Source organism: Limnohabitans sp. JirII-29, assembly GCF_003063395.1.
Lineage (GTDB): Bacteria > Pseudomonadota > Gammaproteobacteria > Burkholderiales > Burkholderiaceae_C > Limnohabitans.
The window spans coordinates 508,397-531,651 of sequence record NZ_NESB01000001.1; the positions used below are offsets into that span (position 1 = coordinate 508,397).

24 protein-coding genes are annotated in these 23,255 nt (G+C 60.1%); 17 read left to right on the forward strand and 7 right to left on the reverse strand.

Annotated features, from left to right (window positions below):
• Positions 1-894 (reverse strand): polysaccharide deacetylase family protein, encoded by an 894-nt coding sequence (locus B9Z39_RS02475; protein WP_108300634.1) that lies wholly within the window; start codon positions 892-894, stop codon positions 1-3.
• 303 nt (positions 895-1,197) lie between these two features.
• Between B9Z39_RS02475 and B9Z39_RS02480 the strand changes: the two genes are divergently transcribed.
• The 7 genes from B9Z39_RS02480 to ggt are packed head-to-tail and all read left to right on the forward strand — an operon-like array spanning position 1,198 to position 9,030.
• Positions 1,198-2,811 (forward strand): ABC transporter substrate-binding protein, encoded by a 1,614-nt coding sequence (locus tag B9Z39_RS02480; protein WP_108300587.1) that lies wholly within the window; start codon positions 1,198-1,200, stop codon positions 2,809-2,811.
• Positions 2,812-3,765, forward strand: a complete 954-nt coding sequence (locus B9Z39_RS02485; RefSeq protein ID WP_108300588.1) for an ABC transporter permease — start codon at positions 2,812-2,814, stop codon at positions 3,763-3,765. It begins immediately after the preceding gene.
• Positions 3,766-3,775: 10 nt separating this feature from the next.
• The gene (locus tag B9Z39_RS02490) at positions 3,776-4,642 is read left to right on the forward strand and encodes an ABC transporter permease (RefSeq protein WP_100148208.1); all 867 of its coding nucleotides are present in this window, start codon (positions 3,776-3,778) and stop codon (positions 4,640-4,642) included.
• On the forward strand, positions 4,639-5,760 hold the full coding sequence (locus B9Z39_RS02495) for an ABC transporter ATP-binding protein (RefSeq protein ID WP_108300589.1): 1,122 nt from the start codon (positions 4,639-4,641) through the stop codon (positions 5,758-5,760). Before B9Z39_RS02490 ends, B9Z39_RS02495 begins: the two co-directional genes overlap by 4 nt.
• Positions 5,757-6,734: an ABC transporter ATP-binding protein gene (locus tag B9Z39_RS02500; RefSeq protein WP_108300590.1), complete on the forward strand. Its 978-nt coding sequence runs from the start codon at positions 5,757-5,759 to the stop codon at positions 6,732-6,734. Before B9Z39_RS02495 ends, B9Z39_RS02500 begins: the two co-directional genes overlap by 4 nt.
• On the forward strand, positions 6,731-7,441 hold the full coding sequence (locus B9Z39_RS02505) for a GntR family transcriptional regulator (protein ID WP_108300591.1): 711 nt from the start codon (positions 6,731-6,733) through the stop codon (positions 7,439-7,441). The genes B9Z39_RS02500 and B9Z39_RS02505 overlap by 4 nt, the downstream gene beginning before the upstream one ends.
• On the forward strand, positions 7,438-9,030 hold the full coding sequence (gene ggt / locus B9Z39_RS02510) for a gamma-glutamyltransferase (protein ID WP_108300592.1): 1,593 nt from the start codon (positions 7,438-7,440) through the stop codon (positions 9,028-9,030). Before B9Z39_RS02505 ends, ggt begins: the two co-directional genes overlap by 4 nt.
• Positions 9,031-9,042: 12 nt before the next feature.
• Here ggt and B9Z39_RS02515 read toward each other — a convergent pair whose 3' ends face one another.
• Positions 9,043-9,738: an SDR family NAD(P)-dependent oxidoreductase gene (locus B9Z39_RS02515; RefSeq protein WP_108300593.1), complete on the reverse strand. Its 696-nt coding sequence runs from the start codon at positions 9,736-9,738 to the stop codon at positions 9,043-9,045.
• Entirely contained in the window at positions 9,735-10,013 is a 279-nt protein-coding gene (locus tag B9Z39_RS02520) for a cupin domain-containing protein (RefSeq protein WP_108300594.1), read from the reverse strand. Before B9Z39_RS02520 ends, B9Z39_RS02515 begins: the two co-directional genes overlap by 4 nt.
• 92 nt (positions 10,014-10,105) lie before the next feature.
• Here B9Z39_RS02520 and B9Z39_RS17235 point away from each other — a divergent pair, with 92 nt between their 5' ends.
• Complete coding sequence (locus B9Z39_RS17235) at positions 10,106-10,837, forward strand: 4a-hydroxytetrahydrobiopterin dehydratase (RefSeq protein WP_158269441.1); 732 nt, start codon at positions 10,106-10,108, stop codon at positions 10,835-10,837.
• A gap of 68 nt (positions 10,838-10,905) precedes the next feature.
• On the opposite strand, the gene B9Z39_RS02530 is transcribed toward B9Z39_RS17235, so the two are convergent.
• A complete protein-coding gene (locus B9Z39_RS02530; RefSeq protein WP_108300595.1) occupies positions 10,906-11,289 on the reverse strand; it encodes a hypothetical protein in 384 nt (127 codons plus the stop codon).
• A gap of 181 nt (positions 11,290-11,470) precedes the next feature.
• Here B9Z39_RS02530 and B9Z39_RS02535 point away from each other — a divergent pair, with 181 nt between their 5' ends.
• From B9Z39_RS02535 to B9Z39_RS02565, 7 genes are all read left to right on the forward strand, one after another.
• A complete protein-coding gene (locus B9Z39_RS02535) occupies positions 11,471-11,902 on the forward strand; it encodes a hypothetical protein (protein WP_146183262.1) in 432 nt (143 codons plus the stop codon).
• Positions 11,899-12,858 carry a CapA family protein gene (locus B9Z39_RS02540; RefSeq protein WP_108300597.1) on the forward strand — a complete coding sequence of 320 codons (960 nt, stop codon included), beginning with the start codon at positions 11,899-11,901 and terminating at the stop codon, positions 12,856-12,858. The genes B9Z39_RS02535 and B9Z39_RS02540 overlap by 4 nt, the downstream gene beginning before the upstream one ends.
• An 83-nt stretch (positions 12,859-12,941) precedes the next feature.
• Complete coding sequence (locus tag B9Z39_RS02545; RefSeq protein ID WP_108300598.1) at positions 12,942-14,114, forward strand: iron-containing alcohol dehydrogenase family protein; 1,173 nt, start codon at positions 12,942-12,944, stop codon at positions 14,112-14,114.
• A gap of 26 nt (positions 14,115-14,140) precedes the next feature.
• Positions 14,141-15,022, forward strand: coding sequence for a TauD/TfdA family dioxygenase (locus tag B9Z39_RS02550; protein ID WP_108300599.1), 882 nt, complete (start codon positions 14,141-14,143; stop codon positions 15,020-15,022).
• Entirely contained in the window at positions 15,019-15,933 is a 915-nt protein-coding gene (locus tag B9Z39_RS02555) for a fumarylacetoacetate hydrolase family protein (RefSeq protein ID WP_108300600.1), read from the forward strand. Before B9Z39_RS02550 ends, B9Z39_RS02555 begins: the two co-directional genes overlap by 4 nt.
• Before the next feature lie 44 nt (positions 15,934-15,977).
• Positions 15,978-16,961: a tripartite tricarboxylate transporter substrate binding protein gene (locus B9Z39_RS02560; RefSeq protein ID WP_108300601.1), complete on the forward strand. Its 984-nt coding sequence runs from the start codon at positions 15,978-15,980 to the stop codon at positions 16,959-16,961.
• A gap of 7 nt (positions 16,962-16,968) precedes the next feature.
• Positions 16,969-18,117 carry an alpha-hydroxy acid oxidase gene (locus B9Z39_RS02565; protein WP_108300635.1) on the forward strand — a complete coding sequence of 383 codons (1,149 nt, stop codon included), beginning with the start codon at positions 16,969-16,971 and terminating at the stop codon, positions 18,115-18,117.
• A gap of 13 nt (positions 18,118-18,130) precedes the next feature.
• On the opposite strand, the gene B9Z39_RS02570 is transcribed toward B9Z39_RS02565, so the two are convergent.
• Positions 18,131-18,556, reverse strand: a complete 426-nt coding sequence (locus B9Z39_RS02570; protein WP_108300602.1) for a heme-binding protein — start codon at positions 18,554-18,556, stop codon at positions 18,131-18,133.
• A gap of 215 nt (positions 18,557-18,771) precedes the next feature.
• Here B9Z39_RS02570 and B9Z39_RS02575 point away from each other — a divergent pair, with 215 nt between their 5' ends.
• Positions 18,772-19,695 carry a 3-keto-5-aminohexanoate cleavage protein gene (locus tag B9Z39_RS02575; RefSeq protein WP_108300603.1) on the forward strand — a complete coding sequence of 308 codons (924 nt, stop codon included), beginning with the start codon at positions 18,772-18,774 and terminating at the stop codon, positions 19,693-19,695.
• A gap of 17 nt (positions 19,696-19,712) precedes the next feature.
• A complete protein-coding gene (locus B9Z39_RS02580) occupies positions 19,713-20,705 on the forward strand; it encodes a tripartite tricarboxylate transporter substrate binding protein (protein WP_233248901.1) in 993 nt (330 codons plus the stop codon).
• Between the two features lie 458 nt (positions 20,706-21,163).
• Here the strand turns inward: B9Z39_RS02580 and B9Z39_RS02585 are convergent, their stop codons facing one another.
• On the reverse strand, positions 21,164-21,760 hold the full coding sequence (locus B9Z39_RS02585) for a hypothetical protein (protein WP_108300604.1): 597 nt from the start codon (positions 21,758-21,760) through the stop codon (positions 21,164-21,166).
• 100 nt (positions 21,761-21,860) lie between these two features.
• Complete coding sequence (locus tag B9Z39_RS02590; RefSeq protein ID WP_146183264.1) at positions 21,861-22,535, reverse strand: hypothetical protein; 675 nt, start codon at positions 22,533-22,535, stop codon at positions 21,861-21,863.
• Between the last annotated feature and the right edge of the window lie 720 nt (positions 22,536-23,255).

Sequence of the window (23,255 nt, forward strand, 5' to 3'; positions counted from 1 at the left end):
TCAAGGGGTGTGGGCTTGCGCGTGAGCCGCAATGGCACCTGGCGTGGTGAACCAAACCTCTCCGGCATCGCGTGCGCGTGCGATGTGTGTCAGCGCGCGACGCAGGTGGTGCAGCCGATAGGGTTGCCCGACGATGTAGGGGTGCAGCGCAATGCCCATGACCAAGGGTTGGCGCTTGGCCTGTTGAAGCATTTCGTCAAAGTTGTCGATGATCATGTGTGCAAAGTCTTTGGCATCCATCTGACGCGCCACGATCATTGGGATGTCGTTGATTTCTTGGGGGTAGGGCACGGCCAACAAACTGTCCCCACTGCGTGTGCGCATGCGCGTGACTTGGTCGTCGTGGCACCAGTTCAAGGTGTAGCGATAGCCTGTCTCTGCCAGCAAGTCGGGCGTGTGCAAACTTTCTGAAATCCAGGGGGACAACCAACCTGTTGGCGTTTGTTGGCTGTGTTGTTGCATGGCTTCGCGGCAGTGCAGCAGCAGGGCGCGTTCTTCGGTCTCGCTCATGCCGCCTTGCCGCTCGGCATTGCTGTAGCCGTGGCCAATCAGTTCGTCGCCGCGTTGCACACAGGCGGCCACCAACTCGGGGCAGTGTTCATACAGCGCGGTGTTGATCAATGTGCCGCTGGGCAGAGCCAATTGGTCAAACAACTCAAGGCAGCGCCAAGCACCGACTCGGTTGCCGTATTCACGCCAGCTGTAGTTCAGCACATCAGGCTGAGGCGAGGCCGGACCTATGCATGCGCCCAAGCCCTCACCAAACGCAAAGTGCTCGATGTTGAATCCGAGGTAGACGGCCAAGCCGGTATCGCCGGGCCAGCGGTAGCTGGGGTGTTGGGTGATGGGCTGGTAGTCGAAGCGCCCATGGTGGGTCAAGGTTTGCTGGGTCATGGTCTGGTGGTGAGCTGGTTGTGCGTTGGTTGTGAAAAAGCACGTGCAAAACATGTGCCGTATCCAAGTGGCCCACATGTCCCACTTGTGTGCAAGCTGCATGTTTTTGCGCTGAATTGGTGCAACTGCATGCAAGCCATGCGCAGTTTTGATTTCAAGTGCGGATGCGTTGGATTGTTGGCATGCAAACAAATCCAGAATTTCTCTTTCAAAACATGGGCTTGTGAAATACATGCGGCTTTGCATGCAAGTTGGCACATTGCATGCAATCAGTGGGTTGTCTTTTTCACTTCGGAGTCCCACATGAAATTTGTCCCTCAGCAACTGCCGCACTGGTTGGTTGCCTTGCCCATTGCCTTGGCATTGCACGCAGGCGTGCAGGCTGAGACAGTCGCCCGTTATGGCATTTCTATGGCCGACATTCCTTTGACCACCGGCCAGCCTGACCGAGGTGCCGGGGCTTACCAATTCACCGGACATACTTTGTATGACCCGCTGGTGGCCTGGGAAGCCAACATCGGCACACGCCCAGGCAAGCTGGTGCCCGGTTTGGCCAGTGCCTGGAAAGCCGATGCCAAAGACCCCAAAAAATGGCTCTTCACCCTGCGCAAAGGCGTGAAGTTTCATGATGGCTCTGACTTCAAGGCCGACGCTGTGGTGTGGAACTTGGACAAGGTGTTGGCTGACAAGTCGCCCCAGTTCGATGCCAAGCAAAGCGCGCAAGTGCGCCCACGCATTCCGTCCATCGCGTCTTACCGCTTGGTGGACGAGTACACGGTAGAGATCACCACCAAAGATGTGGATGCCTTGTTCCCTTACCAGCTGCCCTGGTTCCTGATCTCTAGCCCCGCGCAGTGGGAGAAGATGGGCCGTGACTGGAGCAAGGTGGCCAGCCAGCCTTCGGGCACCGGCCCCTTCAAGCTCGACAAGCTGGTGGCACGCGAGCGTGCTGACTTGGTGAAGAACGCCGCCTATTGGGACAAGACACGCATCGCCAAGACCGACCGCATTGTGTTGGTGCCGATTCCCGATGCGATGACCCGTGCCAATGCCTTGCTCAACGGCCAGGTCGACATCATTGAAACGCCACCGCCGGATGTGCTGCCGCAGCTCAAGAGCTCGGGCTTCAAGATTGTGCAAAACGTCACACCGCACGTGTGGCCTTACCACTTCTCCACGTTGCCCGGTTCACCCTGGACCGACATCCGCGTGCGCAAAGCCGCCAACTTGGCGATTGACCGTGACGCCATCGTCAAGCTGCTCAACGGTTTGGCCACACCCGCCAAGGGCCAGCTCGACAGCACCAGCCCATGGTTTGGCAAGCCTTCGTTCAAGATCACCTACGACGTGAAAGCGGCCAAGGCCTTGATGGCACAAGCCGGGTACAGCCCCGCCAAACCGCTCAAGGCCAAAGTGATCATTGCCCAAGGTGGCACCGGACAAATGTTGTCGTTGCCGATGAACGAGTTCATTCAGCAAAGCTTGGCTGAAATTGGTATTCAGCTGGAGTTCGAAGTGGTGGAGTTAGAGAACCTCTACCTGCACTGGCGCAGTGGGGCCAAGGCCGACATGAACGGTGGCAAGGGCATCACCGCCATCAACTTGGGGTATGTGACGGCCGATCCGTTTTACGCCATCACGCGTTTTGTGGACAGCCGCTACATCGCACCTAACGGCGTGAACTGGGGTGGCTACAACAACCCCAAAGTGGACGGCGCCATCGACACGATTCGCAAGAACTTCGACACCAAGATTCAAGACAAGCTGTTGGCCGAAATTCACGAAACCATGGTGGACGACGCCTTGATGTTGTGGGTGGTGCATGACACCAACCCGCACGCTATGTCACCCAAGGTGAAAGAGTTTGTGCAAGCGCAACACTGGTTCCAAGACCTCACCACCATCCGCATGCCCTAAATGTTGACGTACTTCCTCAAGCGTCTGTTGTACGCATTGCCCATCGCACTCAGCGTCACCGTGGTGTCGTTCATGTTGGTGTACTTGGCCCCGGGCGATCCGCTCAATGCCATTGCCCCAGCCGACGCACCCGCTGACGTGATCGAAGCCCTCAAGAGCGCCTACGGCCTAGACCGTCCGGTGCCCGTGCAATACGGCCTGTGGCTGTGGCGCGCGGTGCAGGGTGACTTGGGCACCTCCATCGCTTCGGGCCGCGCCGTGGCCACCGAGGTGCTGGGCGCAGTCAGCAACACCTTGGTCTTGGCCGGTGTGGCGGCAGGCCTGGGTGTGTTGGTGGGCTGTGTGCTGGGGGCGCTGGCGGGGTACAAGCATGGCGGCTGGGTGGACCGTGTGGCCACCTTGCTGTCGGTGGTGGGGGTGAGCATTCCCCACTACTGGCTGGGCCTGGTATTGACCATTGTGTTTTCTATTTGGCTGGGTTGGTTCCCCGCCATGGGGGCGGGGCCCGGTGGTTCGTCGGAGTGGGTGTGGGACATTGCGCACCTGCGCCACTTGGTGTTGCCAGCCATCACCTTGTCGGTGATTCCGATGGGCATCATCACGCGCACCGTGCGCGCCTTGGTGGCCGACATGTTGGGCCAAGAGTTTGTAGTGGCCTTGCGTGCCCGTGGCTTGGGCGGCGTGGCCGTGTTCAAACACGTGGCCAAGAACACCGCGCCCACCGTGTTGGCGGTGGCGGGCTTGCAAGTGGGCTACCTGATGGGCGGCTCGATTTTGGTGGAGACGGTGTTTGCCTGGCCAGGCACCGGCTTCTTGTTGAACACGGCCATTTTTCAGCGCGACATGCCGCTGTTGCAAGGCACGATTTTGGTGTTGTGCATGTTCTTTGTCGTTTTGAATTTGTGTGTCGACATTCTTCAACCCCTGATTGACCCCCGCATGGGTCGAAGCTGAGGTGCATGTCATGACACAGACTGTTTCTTTGGCCCCCAGCCGCAGCTATTGGCATGTGGTGGGGCGTCAGTTGCGCCAAGACCCGGTGGCCCTGGCCAGTGCCTGCGTGCTGCTGTGCATTGTGTTGGCCGCGGTGCTGGCACCGTGGTTGGCACCGGCGGACCCGTTCAAGGCCAGCATGATGCGTCGCTTGTTGCCCGTGGGCAGCCCAGGCTATTGGCTGGGCACCGACGAGTTGGGGCGCGACATGTTGACGCGCCTGATGTACGGCGGGCGCTTGTCCTTGCTGATGGGCGTGGTGCCAGTGCTGGCCGCATTTGGCATTGGCGCATCGATTGGCTTGTTTGCCGGGTATGTGGGCGGGCGCGTCAACATGGTGATCATGCGTGCGCTGGATGTGTTTTACGCCTTTCCTTCGGTGCTGCTGGCGGTGGCCATCTCGGGCGCTTTGGGGCCTGGCATGAGCAACAGCTTGATTGCCTTGACCCTGGTGTTTGTGCCACAGGTGGTGCGGGTGGCCGAGAGCGTGACCACGCAGGTGCGACAGCTCGACTACATCGAAGCCGCGCGTATGAGCGGGGCCAGCGCCTTCTCGATCATCCGCGTGCATGTGCTGGGCAATGTGCTCGGGCCCGTGTTTGTGTATGCCACGGGCTTGCTCAGTGTGAGCATGATTCTGGCCTCGGGCTTGTCGTTCCTGGGACTGGGTGTGAAGCCCCCTGAGCCCGAGTGGGGCCTGATGCTCAACACCTTGCGCTCAGCCATTTACAACAACCCCTGGGTGGCTGCGCTGCCGGGTTTGCTCATCTTCATCACCTCCATCGCGTTCAACCTGTTGGCTGATGGCGTGCGTTCAGCCATGGATATTCGCAAATGACCGATTCAGCTTCTCTTGCCTTGACGCCCCAAGACCGGGGCGGGCCAGCCCAGCCCCTGCTGGTGGTGCGCGATTTGAAAAAACACTTTCCTGTGCGTGCTGACTTGTTCTCGCGTGAACGCAAGTTTGTGCATGCCGTGGACGGCGTGAGCTTTTCGGTGGCCAAGGGCAAGACCTTGGGCATCGTGGGTGAGTCGGGCTGCGGCAAGTCCACCACCGCGCGCTTGATCGCGCGCCTGATGGCGCCCGACAGCGGCAGCATGGTGTTTGACGGCGACGGTGTGGCCGAATACGGCGGCATTGCCTTGAAGGAATTTCGCCGCAACCTGCAAATGGTGTTTCAAGACTCGTTTGCCTCGCTCAACCCACGCTTGACGATTGGCGAGACCATTGCTTATGGCCCGCAGGTGCATGGCATGCCCGCCGCGCAAGCCACGCAGGAAGCGCGTGCCTTGCTGGCACGGGTGGGCTTGGAGCCTGACCAATTTGCCTCGCGTTATCCGCACGAGTTGTCGGGCGGTCAACGCCAGCGCGTCAACATTGCGCGCGCCTTGGCGTTTCATCCGCGCCTGGTGATCTTGGACGAGTCGGTGGCGGCACTCGACAAGTCGGTGCAAGCGCAGGTGTTGAACTTGTTGCAAGAGCTCAAGGCCGAACGGCAGTTGACCTATTTGTTCATCTCGCACGACCTGCATGTGGTGCACTACATCAGCGACGACGTGATGGTGATGTACCTGGGCCAAGTGGTCGAAAAAGGCCCGGTCGAGCGCATTTACGGCCAGGCGGCGCACCCCTACACCCGTGCCTTGCTGTCGGCCGTGCCGTCGATGGACCCGAGCCACCGCACCCAGCGCTCGCCCCTCACGGGTGACCCACCCAACCCTATCAACCCGCCCAGCGGCTGCCGCTTTCGCGACCGCTGCCCGCATGCGCAAGCGGTGTGCGAGGCACAAACCCCTGCACTGATGACGGTGCAAGGCTTAGACACCCACACCGTGGCCTGCCACATGAACGACCCGCGCTCGGGCCACACCGAGGCCCATGCGCTGGTGCATGACCGGATGCACGCGCCTGTGCATCAGTCCGCGCATTCGGCTGCGCAGGAGGTGGCGATATGACCCATCCTTTGGTGTCGGTGCAAAACCTCAATGTGCACTTCACCGGTCACCGCAAAGCCCATGCGTTGAGCGACGTGAGTTTTGAATTGGCGCAGGGCGAGGTGCTGGGTTTGCTGGGTGAGTCGGGCTCAGGCAAAAGCGTGACCTTGCGCACCTTGCTGCGCTTGCACCCTGAGCGCACCACCCAAGTCACCGGCCAAGTGACGGTGGCCGGTCACGACGTGCTGGGGCTGCAAGGCCGTGCACTCGACGCCTACCGTGGCGGTGTGGCGTCGATGGTGTTTCAAGAACCCGGCTTGGCGTTTGACCCGGTCTACACCATTGGCCAGCAAATGGTGGAAGCCATTCAGGCCCACGACGGCGTGGACCGCAAAACGGCCCAGCACCAAGCCTTGCAGATGCTGGAGCGGGTGCAAATTCCGCAAGCGCGCCGACGCTTGGATGCCTACCCGCATGAGCTGTCGGGCGGCATGCGCCAACGCGCCATGATTGCGCTGGCCCTGGTGTGTCGCCCCCAGTTGCTGCTGGCCGACGAGCCCACCACGGCGCTGGATGCAACCGTGCAAATTCAAATCTTGTTGTTGTTGCGCGAGTTGCAGCAAGAGACGGGCATGTCGGTGATTTTTGTCACCCACGACATTGGCGCGGCCATTGAGGTGGCCGATCGCATCGCGGTCATGTACGCCGGGCGCGTGGTCGAGCAAGGCGATGTGGCGCAGGTGGTGAACCACCCCGGCCACCCCTACACCGCAGGCCTGTTGGCGTCCACCGTGAGTGCGGCCAACCGGGGCCAGCCCTTGGTGGCGGTGCCGGGCTCGCCGCCTGATTTGACGGCGCTGCCGCCGGGGTGCAGCTTTGCCCCGCGTTGCGCGCAGGCGCAAGCACGGTGTGCGAGCGAACGCCCTGTGTTGCAAGCCCACGGTGGCAGTGCCTTGGCGTGTTGGCACCCGATGACACAAGTGAGCCTGGGATGAGTCTGGCTGAACACCACGTCCCCCGCAGCCGTGGCGGTTTGAGCGACGAGGTGTGTCGCCAGATTGCCGACGACATTGTGTTGGGCAGTTTCGCGCCCGGTGTGCGACTGGACGAAGCCATGCTGGCCGCGCGCTTCAAGGTCTCGCGCACGCCGGTGCGTGAAGCGCTCAAGCAACTCGCCAGCACCGGTTTGGTGGTGTACCGCCCCAACCGAGGATCGGTGGTGGCCGAAGTCACGCCCAACCAGCTAGACCAAATGTTTGAAGCCATTGGCGAGTTAGAAGCCGCGTGCGCCCGCCATGCCGCCGTGCGCATGAGCGAGGCCGAGCGCAGCCAGTTGTGCCAGGTGCATGCACAGGCGCGCGTGGCCATGCAGGCGGGCGACGCCGACCAGTACGACGACTTGAACCGTGCCTTGCACAGCATCATCATTCGGGGTTGCCACAACCCGACCTTGATTGATTTGGCTACCGGCTTGCGCCACCGCATCTCCACCTTCAGGCGCACCCAGTTTTTGAATTTAGAGCGCATGGCCGAGTCGTTCGAAGAGCACTCGGTCATCGTGGAGGCCTTGCTGTCGCGTGACGCGGTGACGTGCTACCGCGAGATGCGCAGCCATTTGTTGTTTGCGCGCAGTGCGGCTGCGCGCGTGTTATCGGCCCACAGCGCAGCCTTGCGTGTGGACCCAACCTGGAGTCCAGCATGAACCCTGTTCTTGGTCGTCGTGGCGCGGTGGTCGCCTCTCACTCGCTGGCCTCACAAGCTGGTTTGGACATCTTGCGCGAAGGCGGCAATGCCATCGAAGCCACCATCGCGGTGGCCGCCACGCTGGCCGTGGTCTACCCGCACATGACCGGCATTGGGGGCGACGGTTTTTGGCTGCTGCATGCACCGGGGCAGGACATGCAGTCCATCGACGCCTGCGGCGCGGCGGGCGAAGCCGTGACCCGTGGTTTGTATGGCGACGCCACCAGCATTCCGTGGCGCGGCCCGCTGGCGGCCAACACGGTGGCGGGCACCTTGTCAGGCTGGGGCGCGGCTTACGCCTACAGCCAAGAGCATTGGGGCGGACGCTTGCCGTTTGCCCGCTTGCTCGAATCCGCCATTCACTACGCGCGTGAAGGTTTTCCGGTCACCCACAGCCAAGAGGCCAACACCCGCAACAAGCTGGGTGAGCTCGCCCATCAGCCGGGCTTTGCCCAAGCCTTTTTGACAGCGCAAGGCGAGGTGCCCCAGTACGGTGACAGGCACACATTTCCGGCCTTGGCCGCCACCTTGGAACAGCTGGCACGCGCTGGGGCCGACGACTTTTACCGGGGCGATCTGGCGCGCCAAATCGCCCAGGACCTGGCCGATGTGGGCAGCCCCATCAGCGCCAAAGACTTGTCACGCCACAAGGCGCAGGTCAAGCCACCGCTGGCCTTGAAAATCTCCAACGCCACGCTCTACAACATGGCACCGCCCACGCAAGGCTTGGCGTCGCTGCTGATCTTGGGGGTGTACGACCGCATTCGCCAAGAAGGCTGGAACCCCGACAACGTGGCGGGCATCCATGCCTTGGTGGAGTCGACCAAGCAGGCCTTCATGGTGCGCGACCAGCATGTGACCGACCCCAAGGCCATGGCGGTGCCGCCTACCAGCTTGCTGACCGAGGCGGTGATCAGCCATTTGGCCTCTCAGGTGCCCACCGACCAAGCCAGCCCATGGCCCTCGCCCAACTCTGACGGCGACACCACCTGGATGGGTGTGGTCGACGACCAAGGCCGTGCGGTCAGCATGATCCAGAGCATTTACTTTGAGTTTGGCAGCGGCGTGGTGCTGCCGCGCAGCGGTTTTTGGTGGCAGAACCGGGGCTGCTCGTTTGACCTGCAGCCCGGCCGGTTGCGCAGCTTGGTGCCAGGACGCAAACCGTTTCACACCCTCAACCCCGCCATGGCGCAGCTCGACGATGGCCGCTTGCTGGTCTACGGCACCATGGGCGGCGAGGGGCAGCCGCAAACCCAGGCCGCGGTGTTTTCACGCTACGTCTGGGGCGGCCACAACGTGCGCTCGGCGGTGGCCGCACCGCGTTGGTTGTTGGGACGCACCTGGGCCGAGCAGAGCACCACGCTCAAGCTGGAGTCGCGCTACGCGCCCGAGGTGATCGAGGGCTTGCGTGCCCTGGGTCACCCGGTGGAGGTGGTGTCTGACTTTGACGAACGCATGGGCCACGCAGGCGCCTTGGTGCTACACCCGAGTGGCTGGATCGAAGGCGGCGAAGACCCACGCAGCGACGGCTGCGTGGCGGCATGGTGATGGCCGCAGGCCTTACCAAGGAATAGGCAGGCCTTGGTGGTCGACAAAATGCGCACCGCTGTGTGCGGGCAGCGCATCCAAAGCGTGCAGCAAGCCCGCCACCGATGTCTCGGGCGCGAGGGCACCCGAGGCCACAAAGGGTTGCGACAAGGCCGAGGCCACGGTGCCGGGCTGTAGGGCGGCCACCACCAATTGCGGGCGTTTGCGCGCAGCTTCGATGGCGGCGGTGTGCAACAGCATGTTGAGTGCCGCCTTGGCCGCACGGTAGCTGTACCAGCCACCCTTGCGGTTGTCGGTGATGCTGCCCACGCGTGCCGACAGTTTGGCGTAGACCGTGCGTTGCGTGGTGTCCAACAAGGGCAACAGGTGTTTGAACAACAGCGCGGGCCCCACGGCGTTCACGGCCAGGCTCTGGAGCAGGGGCTCGGCGTGCAAGGCGTTCAGGCTTTTCTCGGGGCCGTGCCCGTCGATGGTCAAAGCGCCCGTGGCGTCAACGATGAGGTGAAGCGGGGCTGCTTGCGCCAGCTCTGCTGCTGCGCTGGCAATGCTGGCCTCGTCTTGCATGTCAAAACCTGGGTGCGACGCCCTCGACAAGGACAGCACCTGCTGGCAGGCCGGGTCTTGCTGCAAAGCGCGCACAAAGGCGCTGCCAATCGCGCCGCTTGCGCCCACCACCAGTGCGCGGTAAGACGCGCCCAGGCTGTTCATGAACGGCGGGCGGCCCAGTACGTGGCGCCCTCGGGGCCGTACATCTCTTCGTGGGGAGTGAGGGGTTCTAGGTTGAAGATGTCACCCGGCAGCAGGTGCTGCGTGTGGCCCGCGCAGGTCAGCCACATCTCGCCCTGTGTCAGCAAACCGCGTGCTGCAAAGGGGTGGGTGTGCGTCTCGGCCACGGTGTTGGGGGCCCAGTTGCGTTCGACCACCTCTTGGTAGCCATCGGCCAGGGCCTGCTGTGTGAAGTTGGGGAGTGCGGGATGTGTCATGAATTCATTCTAGGAAGGCAGCGATGTCCTTGCTTGGCGCATAGGCGACGCCCATGGGCTAGAGTGAGCGCCTTGCAAACAGGTGGGACGCGATGAGCTACAAAATTTTGTTGGTGTGCATGGGCAATATCTGTCGCAGCCCCACGGCACACGGGGTGCTGCGCCATCGCTTGGCGCAAACGCATTTGTCGGGTGTGGTGACGGTCGATTCAGCAGGCACCCACAGCTACCACGTGGATGCGCCGCCCGATGCCCGCAGCCAAGTGCATGCCCAGCGACGTGGCTACGACCTGTCTGACTTGCGTGCCCGCCAAGTGATGGACGATGACTTTGCCGATGCTGATTTGATTCTGGCCATGGACTGGGACAACTTGGCCTTGTTGCAAGCCCAGTGCCCGCCGCATCACCAGCACAAGCTGCGGCGCTTTGCCGAGTTTTTCAAAACATCCCCGCAAACCGTGGTGCCCGATCCGTACCACGGTGGGACCGATGGTTTTGACGTGGTGCTGGACTTGGTGGAAGACGGTTGCACAGGCCTGTTGCAACACTTGACCAGCGCACCGGTGCTGGCGCGCTGCGTGCCCGAGTGGTCACACGACGTGACGACAGGCAGCCTGTCAAGGCAGTGGGAGATGGAGAGCTTCAAGGCCGCCATGGCCTTCATTCAACGAGTGGCTGAATTGGCAGAGTTGCACAACCACCACCCGGAAATTTGGAACGTCTACCAGCGTGTGCGCCTGACACTCACCACCCATGATGCGGGCGGCTTGACGCACAAGGACGTGGCCCTTGCCAGCGCGATCAACGCGCTGGCAAATTCTTGAACCCCAGCGCGATCAGCGCGCTGGCAACTTCTTAAGCCCCAGCGCTGTGAGCGCTGGCGGGGCGCTGATTACTCAGCGCGGCTGCGTGCGCAGCGCAGGTCGGCCATCACGCGGGAGTCGCTCTGGGCCAGCTCCCACATACGGGCGTCTTGGTCGGCGCGCTTCCAGGCTTGCACCATGCGGCCCACGTATTTGCGTGTGCCCAAGATCAAGGCGGTGCCTGCAATCCAGAACACCACCCAAGCCGCCAACAACTGGCCTTCGGGCGAGGTTTCGATGATTTCGTAAATAGAAGCCAGCAAGCTCAAGCCCGCCACGGTCAACAGCAAAGTGGCCAAGCCGCCTTCGCCTTGCAGGCGCTTCATCAAAGATTTGCCGACGCTGTAGGCGCGCTCTGCGCGGGCCACACCAGGGTGCACAACGTTGTAGTCAAGGTGAATAAAAGCGGTCATAAAAACTCCTGTGAACTGACAAACTGATGGGTGAATCATAGGGTTTCTACTTACTTCATGTATTTCTTGTTAGTAGTAACCCTAGGTTTGGGTCATGTATCGGGGTCAACAGCAATGGCTGAGGGTCGGGCCTGGGCGTCCAATGCAACACAACATCCAACAACGATCAGGGAGACGAGACTTGCAAACCATCCCCCCATTTGTCAGCAGGGGCCTGCGCGCTGGTGTTTGGGCCTGGCTGACAGGGCTTGTGCCGGTCATGGCCTTGGCCTCGCCCTTGTTGCGCTGTCAATTCGAGGTCAATGCCGAGGCGCAGCAACATGCGTTTGCGCCCACACGCGACCCTTATCCCGTGACCAGCATCGATTTGAACCAACGCTTTCGCTTCAAAGCGGTGGTGCTGGGTGACGACCAACGGGTTGAGTTGATCAACTTGTACGTGTACTACCACACGCGTCGCCAACCCATGCTGATGCAGCATGTGAAGTTTGTCGCCCCTGTGGCGCAGCAGACGCCCGCACCCGACGCGTTGACGGGGCAAATGGCGGTGTATTCGCCGTTTTTGGGCAAAGAGCTGCAATACAGCTGTGCCTTGCATGAGGTGACGCCATGAGGATGAAAAGTGGCTGGCGCTGTGGCCTGTGGCTGGCCTGGTGTGTGTGGAGTGGGGCCGTCATGGCCCAAACCACGCCACCGAGTGCGTCGGTCTCGTTGGTGGTGGTGGGCGACATCATGTTTGAGGGGGGGCCAGACCGTGCCATGCGTGCGCGGCGTGACCCGTTCTTGGACTTTGCAGGTTTGTTCAAAAGCGCCGATGTGCGCGTGGGCAATTTGGAGTGCGTGGTGTCCACCGTGGGGACAGCCGAGCCCGACAAACCCAACACCTTTCGTGTGCATCCGCAGCGCTTGAAATACATCGCGCGTCATTTCGATGCGGTGGGCTTGGCCAACAACCATTCGGGTGACTTTGGCCCCAAGGCGTTTGCCGACATGCTGGGCGCACTCAAGCGCCATGGCATCGGTTATTACGGCGGGGGGATGAACCTGCAAGAGGCGCACACGCCGTTGATCATCGAGCGCAAAGGTGTGCGCATTGCCTTGCTGGGCTATGACGAGTTTCAACCGCGCAGCTTTGAGGCCGACCACGACCGCCCCGGGGTGGCGTGGAGCGAAGACGAACAAGTGGTGCGCGACATACGCCTCGCGCGCACGCAGTGGCATGCCGACGTGGTGATTCCCATCATGCATTGGGGTTGGGAAGAGCCTGTGGCCAACGCGCGCCAACGCAAGCTCGCACGGCTCATGGTGGATGCGGGAGCCGACCTGGTGATTGGAGGACACCCGCACCAAGTGCAAGACACCGAGCAGTACAAGGGCAAGCCGATTTTTTACAGCCTGGGTAACTTTGTGTTCGATGGCTTTCCAGATGCGGTGAACAACATCGGTTGGGCCATCCGCTTTGAGCTCGACAAGCAAGGTGTGCGTTCATGGCAAGTGCACACGGCCAAGATCGACCACCAAGGTTTGCCGCACAGCGCAGCGCAGGTTCAGCGCGTGAACTTGCGCTGAGAGGTGTGTTGAGAGGTGCGCCATGTCCAGCGTGTGACATGGTCAGACCCGATGCGTGAGAAAACTCGATAAGCTCAACGCGCATGAATTCGCCGATCGCTTTCCAACACCAGTCGTTGCGCACGCGTGTGATTTGCAAGCCTGACGCTGTGCTGGAGTTGCCCGAAGAATTGCGCAAGCTGCAAGCGCGTCGCCCCATGCTGCTGTGCAGCCCGCGCATGGCCCGCTCGGCGCTGTTTGCCCAGGTGCAGTCTTTGCTGGCGCCTTGGCCCGTGACCGAAGTCTCTGACATTCCTGCCCATTCGTCGGTGGACACTGTGCAACGCATGGTGGCATTGGCCAAAACGAGTCAAGTGGATGCGTTGGTGTGCCTGGGCGGCGGCAGTGTGTGTGACTCGGCCAAGGCCACTGCGCTGGTGTTGGCCGAGGGCGAACCCTTGGCGCAGCATGCCAGTCAGTTCACGCCGCCATCCACGGTGGTGACCCCCAACTTTGTGCGCGAAAAATTGCCGATCCTGAGCATCCCCATGACGGCTTCAGGTGCAGAGGTGACGCCGTCGCTGGGCATCCGCACCGAGCAAGGCACCAAACTCTTGTTTTGGGACGCTGCTTTGGCGAGTCGGGTGATCTTGATGGATCCACACGCCAATTTGCACATGCCTGCTTCGCTGATGCTGGCTACGGCCATGAACGGATTGGCACATTGCATGGAGGGCCTGTATTCAAAAAATCGTTCGCCCATCACCGACGCTCTGGCGCTGGAGGGCTTGCGTGGGTTTGACCGATCCATGCGTGCCGTGGCACAGCACCCACACGACAGCAACGCACGCGCCGAGCTGTTGGTGGCGGCCCATCTTTCGGGCATGGTGCTGGCCAGTGCGCGCAGTTGCTTGCATCACGCGGTGTGTCATGTGTTGGGTGCCACCTTTGGCGTGGGGCATGGAGACGCCAACGCCGTGATCTTGCCGCACGCATTGCGCTTTAACGCACCGGCCGTGCCCGACGCCTTGCAGCGCATGGCCCAGGCCTTGGGTTTGCCGACCCATGCCGACCAAGCGGGCGATGCGGTGCTGGATTGGCTGGGACATTTGCAGGCCGCCACGGGCGTGCCCACGCGCTTGCGTGATGTGGGCGTGGACCGCGAGCGACTGCGCAGCGTGGCTGAGCATGTGCTGCATGAGCGCGGCTTGGCCTACAACCCGCGCGTGGTGCGCTCAGCCCAAGAGATGGAAGACTTGTTGAATGCGGCCTGGTAAGGCCATGAAGAATTTGGAGTGTGAATATGAACATCATGGAGAGTGGACAAATCTTGGGCGCCCGTGTCGAGGGCTTGGACTTGTCGCAGCCCTTGACCGACGCGCAGTTTCAGCAGTTGGAGCAAGCACTGGGGCGCTACGGTGTGCTGAGCTACCCGAAACAAACGCTGACCTCGTTGCAGCTCAAGCAATTTGCGCAGCGCTTTGGCCAGTTGGAGATCAACGTGGCCAATATGTACCAAGAGCCTGGTTTGCCCGAGGTGATGATCTTGTCCAACAAAATCGGAGCGAACGGCAAACCACTGGGCTTGAGCGATGCGGGTCAAGACTGGCACACCGACATGTCGTACAGCAAGATGGTGGCGTTCTCCAACATCTTGTACGGCCTGGAAATTCCACACCGCAACGGCGAACCTTTGGGCAACACCGAGTTCGCCAACATGCATGCGGCCTATGACGATTTGCCCGAGGCCTTGAAGCAACGTTTGGACGGCATGACCATCACCCACGACTTCGCCAAGTTCTGGGACATGATGCGCGCCAAAGAGGGCAGCACACGCCCACCCCTGACAGCCGCACAACGCCAGGCCAAGCCCCCGGTGTCGCACCCGGTCATCTTGCGCCACCCCATCACCGGCAAGAAGGTGCTGTACGCCAACCCCGGCTATTCGATGCGCATCAACGAGATGTCAGAGGCCGAGAGCGACGAGACCTTGGCCTTCTTGTTTGCGCACCAACTGCAAGCCAAGTACCAATACAAACACCGCTGGCAAGTGGGCGATGTGCTGATGTGGGACAACCTGGGCACTTTGCACAACGCTGTGCCCGACTACCGCCCTGACGAGCCGCGTTACATCAAACGCTGCCAGGTCATGGCCAACCGTTACTTTGCCAACGAGACCGTATGAAACTCATCACCTTCCACCGCCACGATGGGCGCGTTCGTACAGGGGTGGTGTTGAACCAGCAAGTGCTCGACATCTCAGACTGGATCGAAACTTTGCCGGTGAGTGCGCAAGCCTTGGCCCATCACCAACGCGCTGGCACCTTGCCGCCCGTGGGCGGCATGCTGCGCTGGCTCAGTGCCGGCCCAGACGCCTTGGCCAAATTGCAAGACCATGTGGCGTGGGGCGCGGTGCCCGATGTGGCCTTGGCCGATGTGACCTTGTATGCCCCCGTGCCACGGCCGGGCAAGATCATTGGGGTGGGGCGCAATTACGCCGACCACGCCAAAGAGACTGGGGTGGCACCGTTTGAAAAGCCGCGCATCATTTTCAAAATGCCTTCGTCGGTGGTGGCCCCTGGGGCACCCGTGGTGCGTCCAGCGGGCGTGACCAAGTTGGACTTCGAGTCCGAGTTGGCCGTGGTGATGGGTGCGTATGGCCGCGACATTCCCGAGGCACAGGCGCTCGACCACGTGGCCGGTTACACCGTGCTCAACGATGTGAGTGCGCGTGAGTTTCAGTTTGACATCTCACCCGCGCAAACCACCTTCGCCAAAAGCATGGATGGTTTTTGTCCCATGGGCCCGTGGTTGGTGACGCGCGATGAAGTGCCTGACCCGCAGGCTTTGGACGTGTCGTGCTGGCTCAACGGTGAGCGCATGCAGCATGGCCACACCGCCGACATGTTGTTCCCGGTCACAACCCTGGTGGCCTATGTGTCGCAGTTCATGACGCTGGAGCCGGGCGACGTGATCACCACCGGCACACCCGCTGGCATTGGCGCGTTTCGCCAACCGCCGCTGTATCTGCAACCCGGTGACCAACTGCGTCTGGAAGTCACCGGCGTGGGCAGCATGACCCATGCGATTGCTTGATCTGCTTTGCTGATTGAACTGTCACCCTAACCCAAGAGACAAACATGACCCGTCAACATTTCACCCGCTTGCTGAGTGCGTCTCTGCTGGCCTTGTGTGGCTGGACCCACGCTGCCGATGTGTACCCGTCCAAACCGATCCGTTTGCTGGTGGGTTTTGCGGCCGGTGGCCCCACCGATGTGATTGCACGTGTGCTGGCCAAAGACATGACTGCCACGCTGGGTCAGGCGGTGGTGGTGGAAAACAAAGCCGGTGCCAGTTCGATGATTGCCACCCGCGAGGTGCGCAATTCACCGGCGGATGGCTACACCTTGTTGTTTTCATCGCTGGGCATGAACGTCAACCCCATCTTGTTGGGTGAGCAAGCAGGCTACAACCCCAAGACAGATTTCACACCCATCTCCAACGCGGCGGTGTTGCCCATGGTGGTGGTGGCCGCGTATGACTCTCCCTTGCGCACCATCCCCGACTTGCTCAAGCAAGCCCGCAGCAAACCCGAAGCGGTGAGCTTTGCGTCGTCTGGCAGTGGCGGCTCTGGGCACTTGGCGGCAGAGTTGTTGGCCACCTCGGCCAAAGCCAAGATGCTGCACGTTCCCTACAAGGGCAATGGCCCCGCACTGCTGGAGGTGATGGCCGGTCGGGTGGACTTCATGATTTATCCCGTGGTGGGTTTGGCCGATTTCGTGGCCACCAAACGCGTGCATGTTTTGGCAGTGGGCACGGCCAAGCGCTTGGCGCAATTCCCCGATGCGCCCACCATGGCCGAAGCAGGTTTCAGCGGCTTTGAAGAAACAGCGCCCTGGGTGGGCTTGCTCGGCCCCGCCAAAACCCCACCCGCAGTGGTGGCCCGTTTGCACGATGCCATGAGCAAAGCACTGGCCAAGCCCGAGGTGCGCGCACAGTTGGAAAAACTGGGCGCGGTGATTGTGGGTGACACACCGGCGGAGTTCACCGCGTTTTTGAAGCGCGATTACGAGCGTTGGGATGGCGTGATCAAAGCCGCGGCGGTCAAAGCCGACTTGAACTGAGATGGACATGACGGCTGCTTATTCCATTGCTGATTTGCGCGCTGCGGCGCAGCGGCGTTTGCCGCGCGCGATCTTTGATTTTTTCGACGGCGGGGCCGAAGACGAAATCACACTGGCTGCCAACCGCGCAGCCTTTCAGCGCCACCGCTTTTTGCCACGGGTGTTGCAAGACGTGTCGCAGATCGACACCCACGCCGATATCTTTGGCCGCCCCACTGCCATGCCCATGGCCATTGCGCCCACGGGTGCGGTGGGCTTTGGTTATCCGGGCGGCGATGTGGCCATTGCCAAGGCCGCGGTGGCCGCGGGCATTCCCTACACACTGTCGAGCACGGCCACAGCGTCGATCGAGCGCATTGCCGACGCAGCCCCTGGGCGCTTGTGGTTTCAGGCCTACATCCTCAAAGACAAAGCCTTCTTGGCCCGTATGATTGAGCGTGCCCGTGTGGCCGAGTACGAGGCCTTGATGATCACGGTGGACTTGCCTGTGGGGGGCAAACGCGAGCGTGACCAGCGCAACCATTTCTCGGTGCCGTTTCGCTTCACGCCCAAGAACGTGTGGGACTTTGCACAAAAGCCCGGTTGGTGCTGGCACATGCTCAGCCGAGGCATGCCGGTGATGGAGAACCTGATTGGTTTGGACGATCAAGCCAAAAGCGCATCCAGCATGGCGTCGTCGGTGGGGCGCAATTACGACGCGTCTTTCGATTGGGCGGCCTTGCAAAAAATCCGTGACCTGTGGCCGCGTCGGCTCATCCTCAAAGGGGTGATGCATCCCGACGATGCCGACCGTGCCTGTGCCATGGGGTGTGACGCCTTGGTGGTCTCCAACCATGGCGGGCGTCAGCTCGACGGTGCCGTGGCCACACTCGATGCTTTGCCTGGCGTGGTGCAAGCGGCGGCACAACGTGTGCCGGTGTGGGTGGACGGTGGCGTGCGCCGAGGCCAAGACGTGGTCAAGGCGCTGGCGCTGGGGGCTGGTGGGGTGCTGCTCGGGCGCGCCACCTTGTTTGGTGCGGTGTCAGACGGCGAGCGCGGCGCCCAACGCGCACTGGAAATTTTGCAGACCGAGCTGGTGCGCACCATGCAACTGTGTGGCGTGCGCCGTGTGGCCGACATCACCCCCGCGTTGTTGGCGAAGGTGATGCAAGCCTAGGCGAGGAGGGCGTTCAGCCTGCGACCAAGCCAGCGGCTTCGATGCCGGCGATGCAGATTTTTTCGTCTTCGTCACCGGTGCCGCCGCTCGCGCCCGCAGCACCCAAGATGTGGCCTTGCGCGTCTTTGATCAGCACGGCGCCGGGCTGGGGCAAGAACTGACCTTGCGAGGTGGCCGACAAGGACACAAAGAAGTTGGGATTGTCTTTGGCGCGCGTGGCCAACACGCGGCTGGACACACCCATGCCCACCGCGCCCCAGGCCTTGGCCTTGGCAATGTCAAAGCGGAACATGCTGGCGCCGTCTTCACGCACATAGGTCACCAAGTCACCCGCCTGGTCGAGCACCGCGATGCCCATGGGTTGGTAACCGGCTGCACGGGCGGCTTTGGCGGCTTCTTGTGCAATCTTCAGGGCGGCGTCAAGCGTGAGTTTGGACATGTGAATTCCTTTGAAACATGAGGGTGAGAAAAATGTGTGCAACACGTGGCTGCGTCAGCGTGGATTAGACAAGCAGATGCGGTGTCTACCCGAGTCACAGGTGTGCCGCATGCGACAGATTTTGGCATGCTCACAGGGCGTCAGAGGGTTAACGCGCGTGTGAAAACACAGGTCGAGAAATACGATGCGTCGGTCTTATTTGTCCACGGCGAACCATGTCCAAAGTCATCATCACCTGTGCTGTCACGGGGGCCATCCACACCCCGTCCATGTCCCCGTATTTGCCCGTCACACCCGAGGAAATCATTGAGGCCTCGGTGGGCGCTGCCGAAGCAGGCGCTGCCATCATCCACTTGCACGCGCGCGACCCGATCACCGGCAAACCCGACCAAAGCCCCGAGGCCTTTGCCAAGTTCTTGCCGCAAATCAAAGCCCGCACCAACGCTGCGCTGAACCTCACCAGCGGTGGTTCGCCGTTCATGAAGATTGACGAACGCATTCAGCCCTCGCTGCGCTTTGCGCCCGAGGTGGCGTCGCTCAACATGGGCTCCATCAACTTTGCCTTGTTCCCGATGTTGGAGCGTTTCAAAACTTTCAAGCACCCCTGGGAGAAAGAGCATTTAGAGGGCAGCCGTGATTTGATTTTCCGCAACACCTTCAAAGACATCGAATACGCCTTGGCCGCCTGTGCCGCCAATGGCACGCGCTTTGAGCTGGAGTGTTACGACATTGGCCACCTCTACAACCTGGCGCACTTTGCCGAGCGTGGCTTGATCAAGCCGCCATTTTTTGTGCAGTCGGTGTTTGGCATTTTGGGCGGCATTGGCGTGCACGAAGAGGACGTGATGCACATGAAGCGCACGGCAGACCGTTTGTTTGGCAAAGACTACCAATGGTCGGTGCTGGGCGGTGGTCGCCACCAAATGCGCATTGCCACCTTGTCGATTGGCCTGGGCGGCAACGTGCGTGTGGGCTTGGAAGACAGCCTGTGGCAAGGCAAGGGCACCTTGGCCAAAAGCAACGCCGACCAAGTGCGCCAGGTGCGCCAAATCATTGAGGGCCTGGGCCACGAAGTGGCCACCCCCGATGAAGCCCGTGAAATGCTGCAACTCAAAGGCAGCGAGCACGTCAAGTTTTAAACCCGAGGAGACACAACATGGCATTCACGAAACGACGCATGGTTCAGGTCTTGGCCACTGGGCTGGTGGCGCTTGCCGCGCTCAGCAGCACTGCGGTGATGGCGCAAGCGTATCCCTCCAAACCGATCAAGTTGATCGTGCCATTCCCAGCGGGTGGCACCACCGACATCGTGGCGCGCATCGTGGCGCAACGCATGAGCGAGACCATGGGCCAGCCCGTGGTGGTGGACAACAAGGGCGGGGCCGGTGGTGCCATTGGCGCAGACTTGGTGGCCAAGGCCGCGCCCGACGGCTACACGCTGTTGATGCACAACATTTCGTTCCCCCTGTCGTATGTGGCGCAGTCCTTGGCCAACCGCTCGCCGTTCAACGCAGAGACCGATTTCGCAGGCGTGTCGATTGCGGTGTACGTGCCGTTTGTGTTGACGGCCAACCCTGCGGTGCCCGCCAAGGATTTGCGTGAGCTGGCCAACTTGCTCAAGGCCAACAAAAGCCTGCAATACAACTACGGCTCCACCGGGCCTGGCACTGCGGTGCACGTGCTGGGCGAAGCGTTCAAACGCGACGCCAAGGTGGAGATGGAGCATGTGCCCTTCAAAGGTGCGGCACCGCTGAAACAAGAGTTGCTCAGCGGACGCATTCAAATCGGTGGCGACCAGTTGTCGTCGTCGCTGGCCGAAATTCGCAATGGCAGTTTGCGTGCCATTGCCACCACCGCGTCCAAGCGCATTGGCAGCTTGCCCGATGTACCCACGGTGCGTGAACTCGGTTTTGCCTCGCTGGAGCTGGAAGGTTGGAACGGCGTGTTCGCACCCGCCAAAACGCCCAAAGACATCATTGATCGTTTGCAAAAAGAAATTGCTGCGGCCGTGCGCAACCCCGAGGTGATGAAGCGCTTGGCCGATTTGGGCGCCGATCCCGTGGGCTCCACCCCCGCCGAACAAGACGCCATGCTGCGCCGCCAGATGGACCAGTTCCGTTCGGTTATCCGTGACATGAAGCTCGACTAAAAAAACAGGGCCACATCGTGGATGTGGCCCTGTGTGCGCCTTCGCATGGAAGGGAGGGCTTGACGAATGAAAGGGAGTCCATTGATCTGTCAAAGTGCGTTTTCGCTGTTCACTGCGTGGATTAGATGGACAAGTCAGCAGTGGTCCGCCCAAATGTGCCTCGCACTAAGCTGCTCGAACTCATCGCGGCTCTAGCCTCGAAAGAAATTTTTCTTCCGGTAGGACTTTACTTGAACGTTCTACAACTTCTTCGTTATCAAGTTGTACGCAAAGAGATCAATGGCTTTCGCATTTCCGAACGTGACCGAAGTCTGGTGGACGCGCTTCAAGAGTTCGTCCGAAAGGCTACTGACTTGACCATAAACGGGAGGCTTCTTCTTTGGTGCTGGGGTGGTCGCGATTGTTGCTATGTGTGTCTGTGTCGAAAAACTCGTTATGCCGCAACGCTAAAGGTGCACTCATCGATTCATTTCTTTGACCATGTCGAAGACGCATTTCATGTAATTTGCCGGCTTTGGGCTGATGTCGTACCGGTTAAGGGCCCAGCAGTCAGCCTGCTGACTATTAATCCAGATAATTTGATTGTGTGGGATTTTCTCAATAAATGCCATTACCGCACCATATGACGTTCCGTGCGCGAATGCGTGTTTTGAAATGTCGTCATTGCACATAGGTTCGATTCTCTTCGTACCTGAGTTGTAGCATCCATGAAAGCCGAGTAGACCACCGGGCACATTGATGTGCTCTCGACCGGCGATGAAGACTATCGCTGCGCACGCAGATATGCATTTACCGCCAGGTTCTACATAAGTATTTACATAGTGAGCGTCTATAACTCGCGAAATTTCGAAGGCTGAAGCGACGTTGCCGCCGGGGCTATCCAGGATGAGGGTGAAGTATCCGTAGGAGTGTTTAGCTCGAGGGGTCAAGACAGCCTTGAGGCGCGTAGCATCTCCTAGAATAATTTCGCCGCGCGCGCGTATTGCGGGCTCCTCATTCAACATGACGACTTCAAACGTCATCGCATTCGCGGCCGCAACGGTTGTAAGTGCCATGACGGCGGAGATAAGTCGACTCACAAAACTCCTCTTTACGAAATGAGGTGGAGTTGATGCACCTGGACTGCTTTTCCCGCAGGTTGCCTCGAATGTAGGGTTATGAAGCACCGCAGATCTTGCAATACCAGTTCAAGGCTGTGACCACTCGCGAAATGGCTACCCCTCTTATTGTGCCTTCCGTTTCGTCACCTCTACTTACGAGGGCGACAACGCGACGTTGCGTATCCACAATAGGAGCGCCGCTACAGCCTCTAAATGACTCGTGTCCGGGATGATCAACGGGTAACTTGAACACGTGAAATGCTCCTTCACTGCGCAGGAAGCGTAGATTTGGATATACGTTCATTTCAACGGCAAATAAATTGGGGCTGTGCATCTCTGGTTTGACCCCGCCCGCAAAAGCATATATTGCAGTCGGGCTTGGCTCAACGAAGTTCTCGACTTCGAATATGTACCGCGGACGAACGTCTGATACTGATCGTGGCGTTCTATGGGCATATGTCGACTTCAGATCTGCTGGGACTTCAGCGAAGCAGAAGTCGACGTCTTCTAGGATGCCAGACCCTTTCTTCATTTCCGCCATGTAAGAGAAGTTATTTGGCCAGCACATCTCAGTACCTTTTTCGCTGTCGTAGCCTAGTTCAATTGCCCATCCTTTGGATTCCGGCTTCACCGCATGACGGGCAGAAAGTATGAACTTCCGGCCAGCACAGAGAACCAAGCAGCCTGAAGCGATTCCTACAGGGTTGCCAAGTTCGTCTAATTGACGCATCGGAATGCTTGTGACGAGCATCCATTGCAACCACTCTTGGATATGTTGACTAAGCTGCATAGCGAATGAAAGGAACTTCCCCGTCCCCAGTGATCTGCGCCCCGTTAGCGTTGCGATTTACGACAATTGAGTGCCAAGATTGAAGGGGCAAAATTTTCATCAGATCACTTGCTTTTGGAAGTGAAAAGTTTCATGACAAGCTTAATCGTTGACATTGATTTGGCAAAGAACGTTTCTCTGTTCACGTCGTGGATGAGGCGAGTAAGCCCGCACAAGTGCGCACCAATTTGCATTGTGCCAAACTGCTCGAAATCATCGCTTCGCTACTACCGTGCCTGATTAGCATTGAAGCCTGCTCGGGGGCCCATCACTCAGCGCGCTGGTTGAACGTCATAGGCTTGCAGCCTCGTATTATCGCAGTGCATCTGGCAGCACCTTACCGCCTGTATCAACTGCATTCGTGGGCTGCTCACAGAGTTTGGGGTGGTCATCTCACAAAGTCCTGCCGCGCTTCGTCAAGTCTTGCTTGATGTGCTAGAAAATGCTGCCCCGAGCTCGGTAGACTGGCACACCTTGGAGCCCCTCAGGGGCATTGAGTTAGCCCCCTGAAAAACAGTCCCGTTGGTATTCCTTAAACTAACAACTAGGAATACGACTATGGATATGACTATGTCTTCAGCAAGGCCCAATCGGGTTGAGGTGGTCACAAGCGTTCAACGG

Bases quoted from the DNA above. Each gene is read 5' to 3' on its own strand.
- B9Z39_RS02475 (WP_108300634.1), bottom strand. From the start codon at position 894: ATGACCCAGCAAACCTTGACCCACCATGGGCGCTTCGACTACCAGCCC.
- B9Z39_RS02480 (WP_108300587.1), top strand. From the start codon at position 1,198: ATGAAATTTGTCCCTCAGCAACTGCCGCACTGGTTGGTTGCCTTGCCC.
- B9Z39_RS02485 (WP_108300588.1), top strand. From the start codon at position 2,812: ATGTTGACGTACTTCCTCAAGCGTCTGTTGTACGCATTGCCCATCGCA.
- B9Z39_RS02490 (WP_100148208.1), top strand. From the start codon at position 3,776: ATGACACAGACTGTTTCTTTGGCCCCCAGCCGCAGCTATTGGCATGTG.
- B9Z39_RS02495 (WP_108300589.1), top strand. From the start codon at position 4,639: ATGACCGATTCAGCTTCTCTTGCCTTGACGCCCCAAGACCGGGGCGGG.
- B9Z39_RS02500 (WP_108300590.1), top strand. From the start codon at position 5,757: ATGACCCATCCTTTGGTGTCGGTGCAAAACCTCAATGTGCACTTCACC.
- B9Z39_RS02505 (WP_108300591.1), top strand. From the start codon at position 6,731: ATGAGTCTGGCTGAACACCACGTCCCCCGCAGCCGTGGCGGTTTGAGC.
- ggt (WP_108300592.1), top strand. From the start codon at position 7,438: ATGAACCCTGTTCTTGGTCGTCGTGGCGCGGTGGTCGCCTCTCACTCG.
- B9Z39_RS02515 (WP_108300593.1), bottom strand. From the start codon at position 9,738: ATGAACAGCCTGGGCGCGTCTTACCGCGCACTGGTGGTGGGCGCAAGC.
- B9Z39_RS02520 (WP_108300594.1), bottom strand. From the start codon at position 10,013: ATGACACATCCCGCACTCCCCAACTTCACACAGCAGGCCCTGGCCGAT.
- B9Z39_RS17235 (WP_158269441.1), top strand. From the start codon at position 10,106: ATGAGCTACAAAATTTTGTTGGTGTGCATGGGCAATATCTGTCGCAGC.
- B9Z39_RS02530 (WP_108300595.1), bottom strand. From the start codon at position 11,289: ATGACCGCTTTTATTCACCTTGACTACAACGTTGTGCACCCTGGTGTG.
- B9Z39_RS02540 (WP_108300597.1), top strand. From the start codon at position 11,899: ATGAGGATGAAAAGTGGCTGGCGCTGTGGCCTGTGGCTGGCCTGGTGT.
- B9Z39_RS02545 (WP_108300598.1), top strand. From the start codon at position 12,942: ATGAATTCGCCGATCGCTTTCCAACACCAGTCGTTGCGCACGCGTGTG.
- B9Z39_RS02550 (WP_108300599.1), top strand. From the start codon at position 14,141: ATGAACATCATGGAGAGTGGACAAATCTTGGGCGCCCGTGTCGAGGGC.
- B9Z39_RS02555 (WP_108300600.1), top strand. From the start codon at position 15,019: ATGAAACTCATCACCTTCCACCGCCACGATGGGCGCGTTCGTACAGGG.
- B9Z39_RS02560 (WP_108300601.1), top strand. From the start codon at position 15,978: ATGACCCGTCAACATTTCACCCGCTTGCTGAGTGCGTCTCTGCTGGCC.
- B9Z39_RS02565 (WP_108300635.1), top strand. From the start codon at position 16,969: ATGACGGCTGCTTATTCCATTGCTGATTTGCGCGCTGCGGCGCAGCGG.
- B9Z39_RS02570 (WP_108300602.1), bottom strand. From the start codon at position 18,556: ATGTCCAAACTCACGCTTGACGCCGCCCTGAAGATTGCACAAGAAGCC.
- B9Z39_RS02575 (WP_108300603.1), top strand. From the start codon at position 18,772: ATGTCCAAAGTCATCATCACCTGTGCTGTCACGGGGGCCATCCACACC.
- B9Z39_RS02580 (WP_233248901.1), top strand. From the start codon at position 19,713: ATGGCATTCACGAAACGACGCATGGTTCAGGTCTTGGCCACTGGGCTG.
- B9Z39_RS02585 (WP_108300604.1), bottom strand. From the start codon at position 21,760: ATGGCACTTACAACCGTTGCGGCCGCGAATGCGATGACGTTTGAAGTC.
- B9Z39_RS02590 (WP_146183264.1), bottom strand. From the start codon at position 22,535: ATGCGTCAATTAGACGAACTTGGCAACCCTGTAGGAATCGCTTCAGGC.